Raw genomic sequence first — 14,192 nt, forward strand, 5'->3', positions numbered from 1 at the left:
GTTAGAGTGCCTTCTATGATCGTTCCAATTCTCTCGGTCTCGGATCTGGTGACATCGTTCCGGGTCGAGGGGCAGTGGAGGCCTGTAGTTAAGGGCGTCTCCTTCAGCATCGCGCCGAAGGAAACGGTGGCCGTGGTCGGCGAGTCCGGGTCGGGCAAGAGCGTGACCGCGCTGTCGATCATGCGCCTGACGCCTTCGGGCAACAGCAAGGCCGAGGGCTCGGTCAAGCTGGCCGGCAAGGAACTCCTGACCTTGCCGGACTCCGATATGCGTCGCATCCGCGGCAACGACATGGCGATGATCTTCCAGGAGCCGATGACGTCGCTGAACCCGGTGCTGACGATCGGCTTCCAGATCTCGGAATCGCTGATCCTGCACCGCGGCATGTCGCGCTCGGAGGCCGAGGCCGAAACCGTGCGCCTGCTCGAGAAGGTGCGCATCCCGGCTGCGAAGTCGCGCTTCAACGAATATCCGCACCGCTTCTCGGGCGGCATGCGCCAGCGCGTGATGATCGCGATGGCGCTAGCCTGCAAGCCTAAGCTTCTGATCGCCGACGAGCCGACGACCGCTCTCGACGTGACGATCCAGGCCCAGATCCTGCAACTGATTAAGATGTTGCAGGAGGAGGAAGGCATGTCCGTCCTCTTTATCACCCATGACATGGGCGTCGTCGCCGAAATCGCCGACCGCACTGTCGTGATGTATAATGGCGAGGCGGTGGAGACCGGCGGCACCGAGGACATTTTCGCGCGCGCCAAACATCCCTATACGCGTTCGCTGTTGTCGGCCGTGCCGAAGCTCGGCTCGATGGAAGGCCATTCGCGCCCGATGCGCTTCCCCGTCGTCGACCGCCTGACCGGCGAATCCGACGCGCCGAGCGAGACCCCCGACACCGTCGAGGTCCGCGAGCAGCCGGTGCTCGAGGTCAGCAAGCTGACGACACGCTTCGACATCCGCTCCGGCATTCTGGGCCGCGTCAGCGGCCGCGTTCACGCGGTCGAGAACGTCTCCTTCAGCGTGCAGGCCGGCGAGACGTTGGCCCTGGTCGGTGAGTCCGGCTGCGGCAAGTCGACCACCGGACGTTCCGTGATGCGCCTGATCGAACCAAAAACCGGCTCGGTTCTGCTCGATGGCGTCGATGTGCTGCAGCTCAGCCAGGCTGACCTGCGCGAGCAGCGCAAGCGCATGCAGATGATCTTCCAGGATCCCTTCGCATCGCTGAACCCACGCATGAATGTCGGCGCCGCGATCGCCGAGCCGCTCCTGACCTACACCAAGCGCCTTCTCGCCGCCGTGCCGATCGCCGATCCGACCCGCCGTCACGAGAAGACCCCGCCCTCCAACGACGAGATCAAGAGCCCGGTGCGCGCCGCCGATTTCGTGCCGCCGGAGCGCATCTTCCGCGAGGTCTCGCCAGGCCACGCCGTGATGATCTGAGGTCCGGAATAGAGAAAGAGGTGATCGAGGCGGTCGCCGCCTGAGCCGACACTCCTGCGTGTTCGCTAGCGTAGCGAGCAACGTTGCAAGGCACCGCGTCGGCTGGATTGCTTCGCAATAACCGCGAGTTGGCTCAAACCGGCCCGGGCGACAGGTGCATTCAGGCCGCCATGCCCGGCCGCGCGATCCGAAACGCCCTCTGTCCCCGCAACCGCGTAGCCCGTCGGAAGCGAAACGTCTTCGAGCGGATGGTCCCAGAACTCAAAATCTGGAAACGCCTCGCCGCTGGCTACGACAGACCCGCCGTAAGCTTCAGCAATCGCTTTCGTCGCTCTTGCCGCGCGATCGCTCGGAGGAGCTTCCTGCCTGAGGTTGTCTCGGAGTTCGCACGATATGAACCATTTGGTTCTCTTGATTTTAGTCTGATCATATGGTTCATCAAGTTGATTAATGAGCTGAATGGAGGGGTTCAATGGCTGATCATCGTAACCGGACGTGGAGTCCTCCTTTTCGGGCGGATCGCCGTTCATTTGTCGCTGGAGCGCTCGCCTCGGCGCTACCTATGCCCGCGCTCGCTCAATCGGCGCGATCGCAGACGTTACGCTTTGTTCCCCAGGCGGCGTTAGCAGTTCTCGACCCGTCCTTCAGCACTGCCGCCGTGACCAGCCAGCACGGCTTTCACGTTTTCGATACGCTGTACGGCCTGGATGATCATATGCAGCCTCAGCCGCAGATGGCCGAAGGTCACAGCGTCTCAGACGATGGGCTGACCTGGGCGATACGCCTGCGGGAGGGCTTGCTGTTCCACGACGGGGAACCCGTCCTCGCCAGGGATTGTGTCGCCAGCATCAAGCGATGGATGGTGAAAGACCTGTTCGGCAAAGATTTGAGCAGATTTGTAAACTCTATCGAAACTGCAGATGATCGGACATTCCGTTTTCGTCTCAAGCGTCGCTTTCCGCTGTTGCCATTGGCGTTGGCTAAGATGTCGCCGTTCGTTCCGTTCATTTTCCCGGAACGTCTTGCCGCGATAGATCCTTCGAAGCCGATCACAGAGATGATCGGCTCTGGGCCTTATCGGTTCATTGCCAGAGAGCATGTACCCGGTAGTCGAGTCGTTTATCAAAAATTCGAGCAGTACAGGCCTCGGCAGGAGGCGCCACAAGGCACTTCCGGAGGTAAGGTCGTCCATCTGCCGCGTGTAGAATGGACCGTTCTTCCCGATGCGGCTACTGCGGCAGCCGCGCTTCAGGCGGGCGAAGTTGACTGGTGGGATCAGGTCCATCCTGACCTGTCGGAGCTCGTAAGGCGAGACAAGAATATCACGGTATCGCGCCTCGACCCTTTTGGTTCCATTCCCTTCATGCGGTTTAATTCGACAATTCCTCCGTTCAATAATCCCGCGCTGCGGCGCATCATATTGAAGGCCGTCAAACAGACTGATTACCTGATCGCCATCACTGGGGGAGATAAGAATAGGTATGGTGAATGTGAATCGTTTTTCCCGTGCGGAAAGGGATACGAATATCTGTCGGGCGGACCGCAGGCGCAAAATAGAATTGATACTCGTGCAGCCAAGGCCGAACTCGCGACAGAAGGGTACAATGGTGAAAAAATCGTCATCGTCAATCCGGCTGATTTTCCGACCATCGCGCCACTCGGTCACATTACGTACGAGTTGCTCAAGAGCATGGATATGAATGTCGAGTTGATCGACACCGATTGGGGAAGCACTCTAGCTAGGGTTCAGAACCGAGGGCCTGCCGACAAGGGCGGATGGAACGTCTACCATACGTGGTGGGGTGGCTTGTCTATAATGATTCCGCCGACGAACAATACGCTACGGGGTCTAGGAGCGAACGGTTGGACAGGGTGGTATGAAAGCAAAGACGTCGAAGACCTCAACGATAGATGGCTAACCAGCGACAGTGAGGATGAGAGAAAAAACATTGTTCAGAAGATGCAATCTATCGCCTTTCGCGATTCTCCATCCATACCTCTTGGGCAATTTTTCATTGACACCGCATATCGCAGAAACTTAACCGGGATTCTTAGGCCACGTCCCGTTTCTTGGAATATTCGGCGTGTTTGAGTGTCGTCATCGGGTTAGGACTTATTGAATACTCGGTGGAGAATTGCTTGGTTCGGGGCGATGGATTTCGCGATCCATCGCGTCGCTTGAGGGCGAGTCAGCGGCGGGTACCGTGCAAGGCCGCCGAAGTCCGTTCGTAGCGCCTGGTGGTCTAATGGCGCAGCGCCTGCCTCTTCGGAGGCTTGTCTAGCAGGCTGTTGAAGAAGGCTGCCGTTTGGCCTTGAGGATTGCCTTGTCGCCATTGTGATACGTGAAGGTGATCTCGATCGCGCCGTCGTCGAGCAGTTCGGCGGAGCCATCGCCGGTGATCTCGTCCATCTCGTCGAAGCCGGCCCATGTGAAGAAGACCATGGAGGGGCTGTAGGAGAGGTCGAGGTTGGCCTGCATCGCCCCGAATCTCGCCACGGTTGTCGGCGGCGATGACGACAGCGGCAGGCGCGACCAGGTCGAGATAGCCGCGATCCCACAGATCGGCGTCGACGATCCGCCAACGGCCGATCAACTGGCAGTGCGCTGGCACACTCATCTCGACGCGGCCATGAGCTTCGGCAATCGCACCAGATTGTAGGCGGCGGCGCTGAAGGTGAAGGCCCGTCCGACGCGGTCGCGGCCTCGGAATTTCGTCTTGTCCTGCCCGGCGGCTACCGCGACCAGTCTCGTAGGCGCTTCCCGACGGTCTTCGCGATTAAGGCAGAGGACCCTGAAATGAAGCATTTTCAAGCGCTTTTATGGCGCCGTCGCTATCCCTATCCACTGCCCTGCAAGCCATTCTTCCTTGGTGATGCGGCTGATGTGCTCGGTCCGATAGTCGTCCATAAACTGGTTGAACTTTTTTTCCTCAGTGTGGTGGTGCCTGAAGCCGCATTTGGCCTGAACCTTGAGTGATTTTTCATTGTCGGCAGAGTAACCACACCACAAGGCGTGGACGTTCAGGTTTTCAAAGGCATGCCGCATCACCTCCTTGACGGCTTCTGGGATCAATCCCTGCCCCCAGAAAGGCACGCCGATCCAGTAAGCAACCTCAGCCTCATCGTCGGCGATGTCGAAATTGCTGTTTTTGCCGATTAGCAGCCCGACCAAGCCTATGGCGATGTTGTCCTCTTTCAGCGCCACGGCATAGACCTCCGGGTGCGAGAAGACCTTATCGATGACCTCGAGACTATGCGCGACGCTGGTATGGGCGGGCCAGCCCGCAATGGGACCGACTCGTTCGTCGCTCGCATACTTATAAAGACTCGACGCGCCATTGGCTTGCCAAGGCCGTAACACGAGGCGTTCGGTGCTTAACATGCTTTCTCATTCCTCTGTCGATTACAATCAGGGCAGCTGTAGAAATCTTGAGAACGCTTGACAACGCATGAATCGTAGCACGGGTTGCCGGAGCCTTCCTTGCGCGTCAGTGTGGTGATCGGTCCCGCGGCATGCGGCGAGAGAGTTGCGTACCCTACGTCGTACTGTCTCCACTCTCCCGTCTTGGGAATATACTTGTACGACAGCATGCCGGCGTGTCGGGGATCGCGTGATGGAGCCGAATGGTCGATGAGATCGCTGAGGCTGACGTCCAGGAACGGCGTGGACAACCAGCTCATTGTCGCCATGAAATTCCCGTCGAGCGTTCTCATCTCAGGAATTTCGCAATAGATCTTGTTGTGCCCCAGCTCTTCTCGGCCCGAGACAATGGGATCGGCGAGGTTTTCCCACCGGGCAAGGACAAGAGTCCCGTAAATTGGTTCGCCTTTCCCCTCATAAACTGCTTCGAATCTCACATCGCACATGTTGTACCCGCGGCCGGCTAACCATCCGATATCAGTCATGTAACCAATCTCAATGGTGACGACGGGCTCGCTCCAAACTCTGAAACCCTTCGGAGGCAGCGCCTGCAGCTGCTTGGCGTTACTCAGGAAGCGAACGCCGGCCACCTTGCGCCTAGGCGTCTGCGAGAAATCGAATGTCCGCCCACTTAGGCCGCTGGCGGGGGCCTCGGAACGGACCAAAAAACACCGGCATGCGGTAAAATTGCCCGGGACGGAGATCAAACGCCATAAGATGTCGCCTTTCGCTTTCAACGCAGACAAGTTCGCCTAAATCGTGATCACATATCGCATAATAGAAAAGCGATCATTCTGACCGGCGACATGGTGATCAGCAAACTCGTGAGAGCCCAGATCGCCTTCTGCTTGTTCTTCGCTGGCCACCTCGCAGAGGTCATCCGCGGCGGGCTGCAGGCAATCCCCCGAGGGCAACTTGATGCGGCAAAGGCCCTCGGGCTCAGCCATCGGCAGGCCTTGGGCCTCGTCCTCCTGCCACGGGCGGTGACACTAACGATACCCTCGCAGGTCAATATTCTCATCAGTGCCTTCAAGGATACGTCGCTTGTTGCCGTGATTGGCATGGCTGCACGGCACAGCTCTCTCGGTCGAAGCTGGAAGGGTGTTGTCAATCTTTGAAATATGTGATCACATATCTAAATCGAATGAGGTATTAAGGGGATGGTATCATGAAGGGGTCAAAGCACGTCCTTCTGGCATTCGCATTGTCTGCCCTTGCGACGGGGCCGGCAAAAGCGGGAACGCCGAAGGACACGTTCGTCGTCGCTTGGAACAACGAGGGTTGGAAAACCTTCGACCCTGCGGAAACCATTGAAATCTATACGATGGATGCTCTCCGTAGCATCTGCGACACGCTCTACGCGCCGAAGCCGGGAAATCCCGGTCAGGTCGTGCCGGTGCTTGCCGAGGCCGCCACTCTGTCGGACGATAAAAAGGCCTTATCCATCCGCCTGCGAAGAGGGGTTTCCTTTACCAGCGGAAATCCCCTGACCGCCCGGGACGTCGAATGGTCACTGCGTCGACTGGTCAAGTCAAACGGCCCGTATGCGACGCTTTGGCGCCAGTGGGGCATCGACGCCGGCACCGTCGATGCCGCAGTCAAGGCCTCTGGTGATCACGAGATTGTGATCACATTTCCTCAACCGGGGGCACAGGCTTTGATGGAGGCTGTGCTCTCCCACGTCTCGGCGGGCATCCTCGACAGCGTGGAGCTCAGCAAGCGCGCCGTCAATGGCGACAACGGCAACGCTTGGCTACGCAACCAAACCGCTTGCTCGGGGCCATACAAGCTGCGGAGCTTCGCCCCCAAGGAGCAGATCGTTCTGGACCGCAATGACTCATATTGGGGCAGCAAGCCCGCTATGAAGCGGGTCATTCTCCGCAATGTGATAGAACCAGGCGCGCAGCGCCTGTTGGTCGAAAAGGGCGATGTCGATATGGCCCGCAATATTTCGGCGCCGGATTTGCGGGCGATGGGAGGGAACAAGTCCGTCCGCATCGTGTCGGCCGTGCAGAACCGTGTGCACTACTTCGTCCTCAATCAAAAAGATCCCGATCTCAGCAATCCGAAGGTCGTCGAGGCGTTCAAGTACCTGGTCGATTACAAGACCCTGGAGCAGACGGTGCTCAAGGGCATCGTGAAGACCAGCCAGAGCGTCGTACCGCCAGGCGCCTCCGACGCCTTGTCGGAAGCCGAACAGCCCTACGCTCTCGATCTCGATCGCGCCAGAACGCTTCTGGCGGAGGCAGGCAAGTCCAACCTCCGCAAGCAGATGCACGTCGCCAACTACTCTCCATTTATCGATGTCGCCCAGAGTGTTCAGGCGAATGCGGCCAAGATTGGCTTCCAGATCGAGCTCGTGCCGATGACGGATTCACGGTTGTTCGACCTGATGCAGTCGCGCGCATACGAGATCTCGACGGGGCGCTACCTGATGGGCGCACCGACCGCCGACAATAACCTGATGATGGCGATGAACCGGGACAACAGCGACGAAGCCAAGAATTTCGCGTCGTTACCCTGGCGCGCCGCCTGGCCGACTCCAAAGGCGTTTAACGATCTTGTGCTGGAGGCCAGAGTCGAGGCGGACGCGTCCAAACGATCGAACCTGTATGCTCAGGCGCAGAGGATCTACAGGGATGCCTCGCCGGTGGTGAATATGTTCGCCAGCATCGACAACGTGGTTGTCAGCGCAAGCGTGACGAGCGTGACGCTGGACGGCATGGCCCTCTATTTCGCTAGCGTGGGCAAGTAGGCCGATGGCGACAGGTAATCAGTTCTCGCCGGGTACGCCCTCCCGCAGATCAACCGCCATGCGAATCCTGCCGTTGCTCGGCCGCGAACTCGCCGCCGCGCTCGCGACGCTTCTCGGACTCGCCATCCTGGTGTTTTTCTTGGTGCGTCTGGTTCCGTCTGATCCGGCGCGCGCTATTGTGGGGGATCAGGCAGACCGAGCCACCTACGAGATGGTGCGCGCCAGGCTGGGCCTCGACAAGCCGCTGCCAGAACAGTTCGTGATTTACCTCGGCCAGGTCGCGCAAGGGGATTTCGGCAAGTCTGTCGTTACAGGCAATTCGGTCTCGAGCGATATCCTTCGGGTCTTCCCGGCGACCATTGAACTCGCGGTCTTCGCCATCGTCATCGCCATGGTCATCGGAGTAGGGCTGGGTGTCGTCGCTGCGGCCAATCGGGGAGGCTGGATCGACAACGTCGCGCGGGTCGTTGGCCTGTTGGGGTATTCGGTACCGACCTTCTGGCTCGGCTTGATGGCACTGATCCTGTTCTATGCGAAGCTCGGCTGGCTGCCGGGACCTGGGCGGCTCTCGATCGCTAATGTCGGATTGGTCGATCCCATAACGGGAGCGGTGGTCTTGGATGCACTCATCGCGGGGGAGTGGGACGTGGCGCGCGATGGCATGCTTCATCTGGTCATGCCTGCGAGCGTGCTGGGCTTGTCATCGGGAGCGTTCATCGCCCGGATGACCCGCAATTTCATGATCGAACAACTTAGTCAGGAATATATCGTCGCCGTCAGAGCCAAGGGGGCCTCGTTGCGCGTAGCGATCTGGCGTCATGCTTTTCGCAATACGCTCGTTCCATTGATCACGGTCGTGGCTCTGAGCTTCGGGTTTCTGCTGGAAGGGGCGGTCCTGACTGAAACCGTCTTCGCTCTATCTGGCTTCGGCCGCTACCTGACGACGGGGCTTCTGTCGGGGGACGTCAATGCGGTCGTCGCCTGCACGCTGCTGGCCGGCGCCGTATTCATCGGGATCAATCGCATGTCTGACTTCCTCTACCATATTATGGACCCCCGTCTCAGGAGCCGATCGTGAGCTTGCTGGCGTCGCCGACCGTTCCGGGGGCTCCTCGGTCCCTGGCTGTTGCTTACAGGGCGAGCGCGCTGCGGTTCTGCGGCAAGCTCTCCCGCAACGGCCTGGGCTTGATCGGGCTGTCCTTCATTCTCCTGCTTGGCACCATGGCCATCGCTGCCCCGCTGATCGCTCCTTACGACCCGCTTGCCCAAGATCTCACAAGGCGCCTCATGCCTCCGAGCTGGCCCCATCTCTGCGGTACCGACGAACTCGGACGCGACATTTTCAGCCGCATCGTCTGGGGCGCGCGAGTCACTTTCCGGATCATATTTCTGGTTTCCATCATCGCGCTTCCCGTCGGTTTATTCGTGGGAACCGTAGCCGGCTACCTCGGCGGCTTGGTCGACATCGTGCTGATGCGACTCTGCGACGTCTTCTTGGCCGTACCCGGTCTCGTGCTGGCCCTGACTCTGGTTTCGATGCTCGGTCCCAGCCTAGAAAATGCCGTGATTGCGATCGCCGCGACGCTCTGGCCGCAGATCGCTCGTCTGGCTCGTGCCGAAACGCTGATCGTTCGCCAAGCGGACTATGTGTCCGTCATTCGTATCCAGGGAGCGCGTTGGCACCGCATCGTGCTGCGCCACATCGTCCCAATGTGCGTTTCGTCCCTCATTGTCCGGGGAACGATGAACATGGCGACCATCATTCTTACAGCGGCTGGCCTCGGCTTCCTCGGCCTCGGCGTGCGGCCGCCGGATCCTGAATGGGGCAGCATGCTCGCGACGGGGCGTGAATACATGATGGACGATCCCTGGATAGCGGCCTTCCCGGGTCTCGCCATTTTGCTGACGAGCCTCGCCTTCAATCTGTTCGGCGACGCTTTGCGCGACGTCCTTGATCCGAGATCTTGATGATGACGCTTCCGTCCCCAAGGGAGGATGATGGCTCCCTTCTCCAGGTCCGCGACCTGCATATCGCCGTCGGGCCGCGCAGCGCACCCAACGACGTCGTCCATGGCGTCTCCTTCAACCTGGGGCGCGAAAGGCTCGCGATCGTCGGCGAATCCGGCTCCGGAAAGACGATGACGGCCAGGGCGATCATCGGCCTGCTCCCCCCAGCCGCCCATGCCCGTCACGGCGTGGTGCAACTGAAGGACAGCAGCCAAAACTTGCTCGCCCTCCCGGAAAAGGCGCTGCGCCGCATCCGCGGCGCCCGCATCTCTATGGTCCTTCAGGATCCGAAATACTGCTTGGATCCGATGATGACGGTCGGCAGGCAGATCGAGGAAGGGCTGCGGTCGGCATCGCCGAGCAAGCGGGACCGTGCGCTCGAACTGCTGGAGGCAGTGAAGATACGCGACCCGCAAAATGTCTACGACTTGTACCCGCACCAATTGTCCGGAGGTATGGGTCAACGCGTGATGATCGCCGCCATGCTGGCGCCGGAGCCGGAAATCCTCATCGCCGATGAACCGACATCGGCTCTGGACGTGACGGTGCGCTCTCAGATCCTGCGCATCCTTGATGATCTCGTCGAGCAGCGCGGGCTAGGGCTGCTCTTCATCTCTCACGACTTGGACTTGGTCTCGACCTTTTGCGACAGGGTGCTCGTGATGCTGAAGGGCCGCTTGGTCGAGGAGATCGAGGCGCGACGCCTTTCGGAGGCTCGACATCCTTATACCCGCGCGCTGCTGGCCGCACGACCTTCATTGTCGGATCGACGCAGCCGACTGACGACCTTCGATCGGAGCACGCTATTCACATGATGAACCGTCCTGCGATACTGGACGTATCGAAGCTGCGAATTGTCTTCTCCTCGGGACGAAAGGAAACGACGGCAGTGAATGATGTCTCCTTCATGTTGGAACGCGGGGAGGCGCTCGGGATCGTCGGAGAATCGGGGTCAGGAAAGTCGACGATCCTGAAGGCGATCGTCGGACTGGCTGATGTAACCGAGGGAGAGATCAGGCTCAGCGGCGAACCGCTGACGAGACCTCGTTCCAACGCCTTTTCCAAGACAGCGCAGATGGTTTTCCAGGACCCTTATGCCTCGCTGCACCCGAAGCATACGGTATTCACCGCGCTACGCGAGATTGCAACCATCCACGGGCTGGAGAGTGCGGACCGGACGATCTCCCGCCTGCTGGACCAGGTCCGGTTGCCAGCGGACATCCTCTATCGCTATCCTAATGAGTTGTCGGGAGGCCAGCGCCAGCGGGTCGCGATCGCAAGGGCACTTCTACCCAATCCTTCGCTCTTGCTTCTAGACGAGCCCACATCGGCTTTGGACGTTTCGGTGCAGGCGGAGATCCTGAATCTGCTGTCGGACCTGCGAGAAGAGCTGAGGTTGAGCTATCTCTTCGTGACCCATGATCTCGCGGTCGTTGGGCACATGTGCGACCGCATCCTAGTGATGCGCGCCGGCAGGCTGGAAGAGACCGTGTCGGTGGAAGCGCTCCGTAGCGGCGCCGTTGAAGCATTCTACACGCAACAATTGTTGGCATCGAGCGCGGGCTATGTACGAGGGCCCCATCAGCCGGTGGCCGGAGCGCCGGCGGCATCCAGCGCTCCCTTGATAAGGGTCCAATGATGGAGTCCAACGACCTTGTCCCGGATACGGCATCTGGCGCCGAGATAGCCGAGGGCAGCACCATAATCGAGCGTCTTGCAGCGCAAGTTCATAGCCCGCTGCCATGTTCGATCACACCGCACTTCATTGTTGCGCCTATTGCTGAAGCAGTGTCGAGGCGACAGGCGACGATGCGGCTTGCGGCGTTGGTGCAAGGTGGGGTGCGCTCTCCGCTGATCGAGGCGGCCCGCGAGATCGCGGCGGACAGTCTGTCGCCGGTCGCGCTGACGCGGGAGTATCTCGCTCGCATCGCAGCCGGGGATGAGGTGATCGGAGCGTTCGCGCATCTCGACCTGGATGGCGCCGTTGCGATGGCCGCCGAACGATCGGAGGAGCTCAAGCGGGGTTGCTACCGGGGCGTGCTGCACGGCATTCCCCTCGTCATCAAGGACGTGATTGACGTCGAGGGAATGCCGACCCGGGCGAATTCGCATGTCCGCGGAGCCGAGCCCGCCGCGGCGGATGCCGCGTGCGTGAGGAAATTGCGCGAGGCGGGCGCGGTGATCATAGGCAAGGTCGTGACGCACGAATTCGCTTATGCCGGTCCACCCGAGGACCTGCCCTTCGGGGCATCCCGAAATCCCTGGAACCTTGATTATGACACCGGCGGTTCGAGCAGCGGCTCGGCTGCAGCGATCATGGCCGGTTTCTGCGCCGGCGCGTTGGGTACGGACACGGGCGGCTCGATCCGTAACCCTGTATCCTATTGCGGCGGAGTCGGCCTAAAGCCGACATATGGTCGAGTAGGTCGCTCGGGTATCCTGCCGCTGTCCTGGAGTCTCGACCATTGCGGCCCGATGGCCCGGACTGTAGGGGACTGCGCCGCGATTTTCCAGGCGATCGCGGGGCATGATCCGGCCGATCCGCATTCGGTCACCAATCCTGTTGCCGATTTCACCGACCGGATCGGCAGGCCCCTGACGGGGTTGCGGGTCGGCCTGTTGCGGGGCTTTTTTGAATTCGAAGGCGGTGCCTCTGAAGATATCCGTCATGCGATTGACGCCGTGGCAGGGGATCTGCAGGGCCTAGGTTGCTGTCTCGTGGATGTTGCGCTGCCGCCGAACGAGATGTTCTCGGCATGCGGTCGCCTCATCTTGCTAAGCGAAGCTTATGCCTTTCACCGCCAGGATTTAGCTGAACGGCCCGAAGCATTCGGGCGATGGACTCGGGATCGATTGCGGACTGGCAGCGCCATCACCGCCAGTGACTACATTCAAGCACTCCGAATGAGGTCCGTACTCAGGATGGCCGTCGATGGCGCGTTCGAGAAGTGCGACATCATCCTGACGGTTTCGGCAAGGTCCGCTGCTCCAAAGCTCGAATGGGGCGGCCCTGACGGGTACTGGAACGCCCCGTCGCCTACGATCGCCTTCAATGTCACCGGGCACCCGGCGCTTGCCCTATGTGGAGGATTCAGCAGCGCGAGCCTACCCCTCGGCTTCCAGCTCGTCGGCCGTGCTTACGACGAGGCGACTCTGTTTCAGGTTGCGCATGCCTATGAAAACGCGACGCGGTGGATGGACACGCCCATTCCCCGGCAATTCTGAAAGCACCGTAACCGAATAAATGCACAAGCGCGGAAGCGCATCACATCGCAAAAACTGCGATCATACTGTGAGATAAGTCACAAACTCATTTGAGCCTGATCTTATGGAATGTCTCAGGCGTGTGGTGCGAGATGGCTGATTCTACTGCTGTGATGATGGCTTCACCGGCCGCCATGCCATGCGAGCCGCTGATGAAATGGAAGTCTTGGACCGCTAACGTGACAGGAATGCCCTCGAGTGTGCCGCGGGCCACTTTGACCGTGTCCTGCAGCCCGGTCATCGTTCTCGCCTCCTCGAGACGGTCTATATAGCGCATGTTGTCGCGGAAGCTCAGCGGATCAACCGACACTTCTGGTAAAGGCACATTCACCTAGGACTACACCACGGTTCAGCGCTACTGCTACGTTTGGCGCGACCGCGGCCTTCTGAAGACCATCAACCACCATCTCGTCACCGCGGCGCGAACTGGAAGGCCGGGAGGGCAGCCCGACCGCCGGCGTCATCGACAGCCAGAGCGTCAAGACCACCGAAAGCGGCGGCGCCCGCGGCTTTGACGCCGGCAAGAAGATCAAGGGCCGCAAGCGCCACATCCTGACCGACGCGCTTGGCCTTCTGGTCGGGCCCGTCGTCCACGGCGCCGATATCCAGGATTGGGACGGCGCCGTTGATGTGCTGAACTCCGTTCGCCATCGCGAGCCCTGGCTGCGTCATGTCTTCGCCGACGGCGGCTATGGCGGCAACAAGCTCAAGGGGCGCCTCCGCAAGATCGGACGATGGACCCTTCAGATCATCAAGCGCTCCGATCAGGCGCAGGGCTTCGAAGTCCTGCCGCGAAGATGGGTCGTCGAGCGAACCTTCGCCTGGCTCGGCCGCTGCCGCACGCTCGCAATGGATGTCGAGAGAACCATCGCCAGCGCTGAGGCCTGGGTCCTCTTCGCAAATCTCAGGCTCCTCACTCATCGCATCGCAAGGTATTGCTACCCTTCGTACAGTTTTGAGTCAGGCACTAAGACGTTGATTGACAGGCAGGAGATCTTGGAAATCAGAAAGCAACTCATCCAACAAAAGAACCTCTACAGCAAATTGAGAATGATATTCGCTTTGCGGCCGCATCCTATCTAAGCAAGTACTTCAACCGCCATACTGGCTCGGGACTGACTGAATACAGGAAAAGCAGATCCTAGGTGCAAGGATTGGCATCGATGAAGGGGCATTGGCATTGCTGTTTCCCGAGCCGTCGCCGGCTCCACGATGCCGCCACCCGACGCCTTCGAAGCTGCCCTTCGTCGACGACTGGCTGGACGTGTTCCTGTCACCGAAGTCGAGGTGGACATTTTCGAGCGCTCC

General features: G+C 59.9%; 15 protein-coding genes and 3 pseudogenes. 11 read left to right on the forward strand and 7 right to left on the reverse strand.

Going from position 1 to position 14,192, the window contains the following annotated elements:
* Positions 1 to 15: 15 nt before the first annotated feature.
* A pseudogene (locus tag AB4099_RS27500) lies at positions 16 to 1,266 on the forward strand (ATP-binding cassette domain-containing protein); the annotation flags it as partial.
* 236 nt (positions 1,267 to 1,502) lie between these two features.
* Here AB4099_RS27500 and AB4099_RS27505 read toward each other — a convergent pair.
* Entirely contained in the window at positions 1,503 to 1,910 is a 408-nt protein-coding gene (locus AB4099_RS27505; RefSeq protein WP_441480402.1) for a hypothetical protein, read from the reverse strand.
* Here AB4099_RS27505 and AB4099_RS27510 point away from each other — a divergent pair.
* Positions 1,910 to 3,529, forward strand: coding sequence for an ABC transporter substrate-binding protein (locus AB4099_RS27510; protein WP_441480403.1), 1,620 nt, complete (start codon positions 1,910 to 1,912; stop codon positions 3,527 to 3,529). The genes AB4099_RS27505 and AB4099_RS27510 overlap by 1 nt on opposite strands.
* A gap of 186 nt (positions 3,530 to 3,715) precedes the next feature.
* Here AB4099_RS27510 and AB4099_RS27515 read toward each other — a convergent pair whose 3' ends face one another.
* Positions 3,716 to 3,916, reverse strand: a complete 201-nt coding sequence (locus AB4099_RS27515; RefSeq protein ID WP_441480404.1) for a hypothetical protein — start codon at positions 3,914 to 3,916, stop codon at positions 3,716 to 3,718.
* Between AB4099_RS27515 and AB4099_RS27520 the strand changes: the two genes are divergently transcribed.
* Complete coding sequence (locus AB4099_RS27520; RefSeq protein WP_441480467.1) at positions 3,906 to 4,097, forward strand: hypothetical protein; 192 nt, start codon at positions 3,906 to 3,908, stop codon at positions 4,095 to 4,097. The two genes, AB4099_RS27515 and AB4099_RS27520, sit on opposite strands and share 11 nt — an antisense overlap.
* On the opposite strand, the pseudogene AB4099_RS27525 reads toward AB4099_RS27520, so the two are convergent.
* The 4 genes and pseudogenes from AB4099_RS27525 to AB4099_RS27540 all read right to left on the reverse strand — a co-directional run.
* Positions 4,052 to 4,168 (reverse strand): annotated as a pseudogene (locus tag AB4099_RS27525) (IS5/IS1182 family transposase); the annotation flags it as partial. The gene AB4099_RS27520 and the pseudogene AB4099_RS27525 sit on opposite strands and share 46 nt — an antisense overlap.
* An 87-nt stretch (positions 4,169 to 4,255) precedes the next feature.
* Positions 4,256 to 4,819 (reverse strand): GNAT family N-acetyltransferase, encoded by a 564-nt coding sequence (locus tag AB4099_RS27530; protein ID WP_441480405.1) that lies wholly within the window; start codon positions 4,817 to 4,819, stop codon positions 4,256 to 4,258.
* Entirely contained in the window at positions 4,813 to 5,604 is a 792-nt protein-coding gene (locus AB4099_RS27535; RefSeq protein WP_441480406.1) for an acetoacetate decarboxylase family protein, read from the reverse strand. Before AB4099_RS27535 ends, AB4099_RS27530 begins: the two co-directional genes overlap by 7 nt.
* A 6-nt stretch (positions 5,605 to 5,610) precedes the next feature.
* Positions 5,611 to 5,805: a hypothetical protein gene (locus AB4099_RS27540; RefSeq protein ID WP_441480468.1), complete on the reverse strand. Its 195-nt coding sequence runs from the start codon at positions 5,803 to 5,805 to the stop codon at positions 5,611 to 5,613.
* On the opposite strand from AB4099_RS27540, the gene AB4099_RS27545 reads away from it, so the two are divergent.
* From AB4099_RS27545 to AB4099_RS27575, 7 genes are read left to right on the forward strand one after another with little or no spacing between them, the layout of a single operon-like run.
* Positions 5,749 to 5,976 (forward strand): ABC transporter permease subunit, encoded by a 228-nt coding sequence (locus AB4099_RS27545; protein WP_441480463.1) that lies wholly within the window; start codon positions 5,749 to 5,751, stop codon positions 5,974 to 5,976. The genes AB4099_RS27540 and AB4099_RS27545 overlap by 57 nt on opposite strands.
* A 50-nt stretch (positions 5,977 to 6,026) precedes the next feature.
* Complete coding sequence (locus tag AB4099_RS27550) at positions 6,027 to 7,613, forward strand: ABC transporter substrate-binding protein (RefSeq protein ID WP_441480407.1); 1,587 nt, start codon at positions 6,027 to 6,029, stop codon at positions 7,611 to 7,613.
* A 58-nt stretch (positions 7,614 to 7,671) separates the two neighbouring features.
* Positions 7,672 to 8,691 carry an ABC transporter permease gene (locus AB4099_RS27555; protein WP_441480408.1) on the forward strand — a complete coding sequence of 340 codons (1,020 nt, stop codon included), beginning with the start codon at positions 7,672 to 7,674 and terminating at the stop codon, positions 8,689 to 8,691.
* Positions 8,692 to 8,732: 41 nt separating this feature from the next.
* The gene (locus AB4099_RS27560; RefSeq protein WP_441480464.1) at positions 8,733 to 9,581 is read left to right on the forward strand and encodes an ABC transporter permease; all 849 of its coding nucleotides are present in this window, start codon (positions 8,733 to 8,735) and stop codon (positions 9,579 to 9,581) included.
* Positions 9,581 to 10,435 (forward strand): ABC transporter ATP-binding protein, encoded by an 855-nt coding sequence (locus AB4099_RS27565; protein ID WP_441480409.1) that lies wholly within the window; start codon positions 9,581 to 9,583, stop codon positions 10,433 to 10,435. The genes AB4099_RS27560 and AB4099_RS27565 overlap by 1 nt, the downstream gene beginning before the upstream one ends.
* On the forward strand, positions 10,432 to 11,259 hold the full coding sequence (locus AB4099_RS27570) for an ABC transporter ATP-binding protein (RefSeq protein ID WP_441480410.1): 828 nt from the start codon (positions 10,432 to 10,434) through the stop codon (positions 11,257 to 11,259). The genes AB4099_RS27565 and AB4099_RS27570 overlap by 4 nt, the downstream gene beginning before the upstream one ends.
* A complete protein-coding gene (locus tag AB4099_RS27575) occupies positions 11,256 to 12,845 on the forward strand; it encodes an amidase (RefSeq protein ID WP_441480411.1) in 1,590 nt (529 codons plus the stop codon). Before AB4099_RS27570 ends, AB4099_RS27575 begins: the two co-directional genes overlap by 4 nt.
* Positions 12,846 to 12,930: 85 nt before the next feature.
* Here the strand turns inward: AB4099_RS27575 and AB4099_RS27580 are convergent, their stop codons facing one another.
* On the reverse strand, positions 12,931 to 13,125 hold the full coding sequence (locus tag AB4099_RS27580; protein WP_441480412.1) for a hypothetical protein: 195 nt from the start codon (positions 13,123 to 13,125) through the stop codon (positions 12,931 to 12,933).
* Positions 13,126 to 13,222: 97 nt separating this feature from the next.
* Here AB4099_RS27580 and AB4099_RS27585 point away from each other — a divergent pair.
* Positions 13,223 to 13,826, forward strand: a pseudogene (locus tag AB4099_RS27585) (IS5 family transposase); the annotation flags it as partial.
* Between the last annotated feature and the right edge of the window lie 366 nt (positions 13,827 to 14,192).

The sequence above is a fragment of the Allobosea sp. 2KB_26 genome (assembly GCF_052115715.1).
Classification (GTDB): Bacteria; Pseudomonadota; Alphaproteobacteria; order Rhizobiales; family Beijerinckiaceae; genus Allobosea.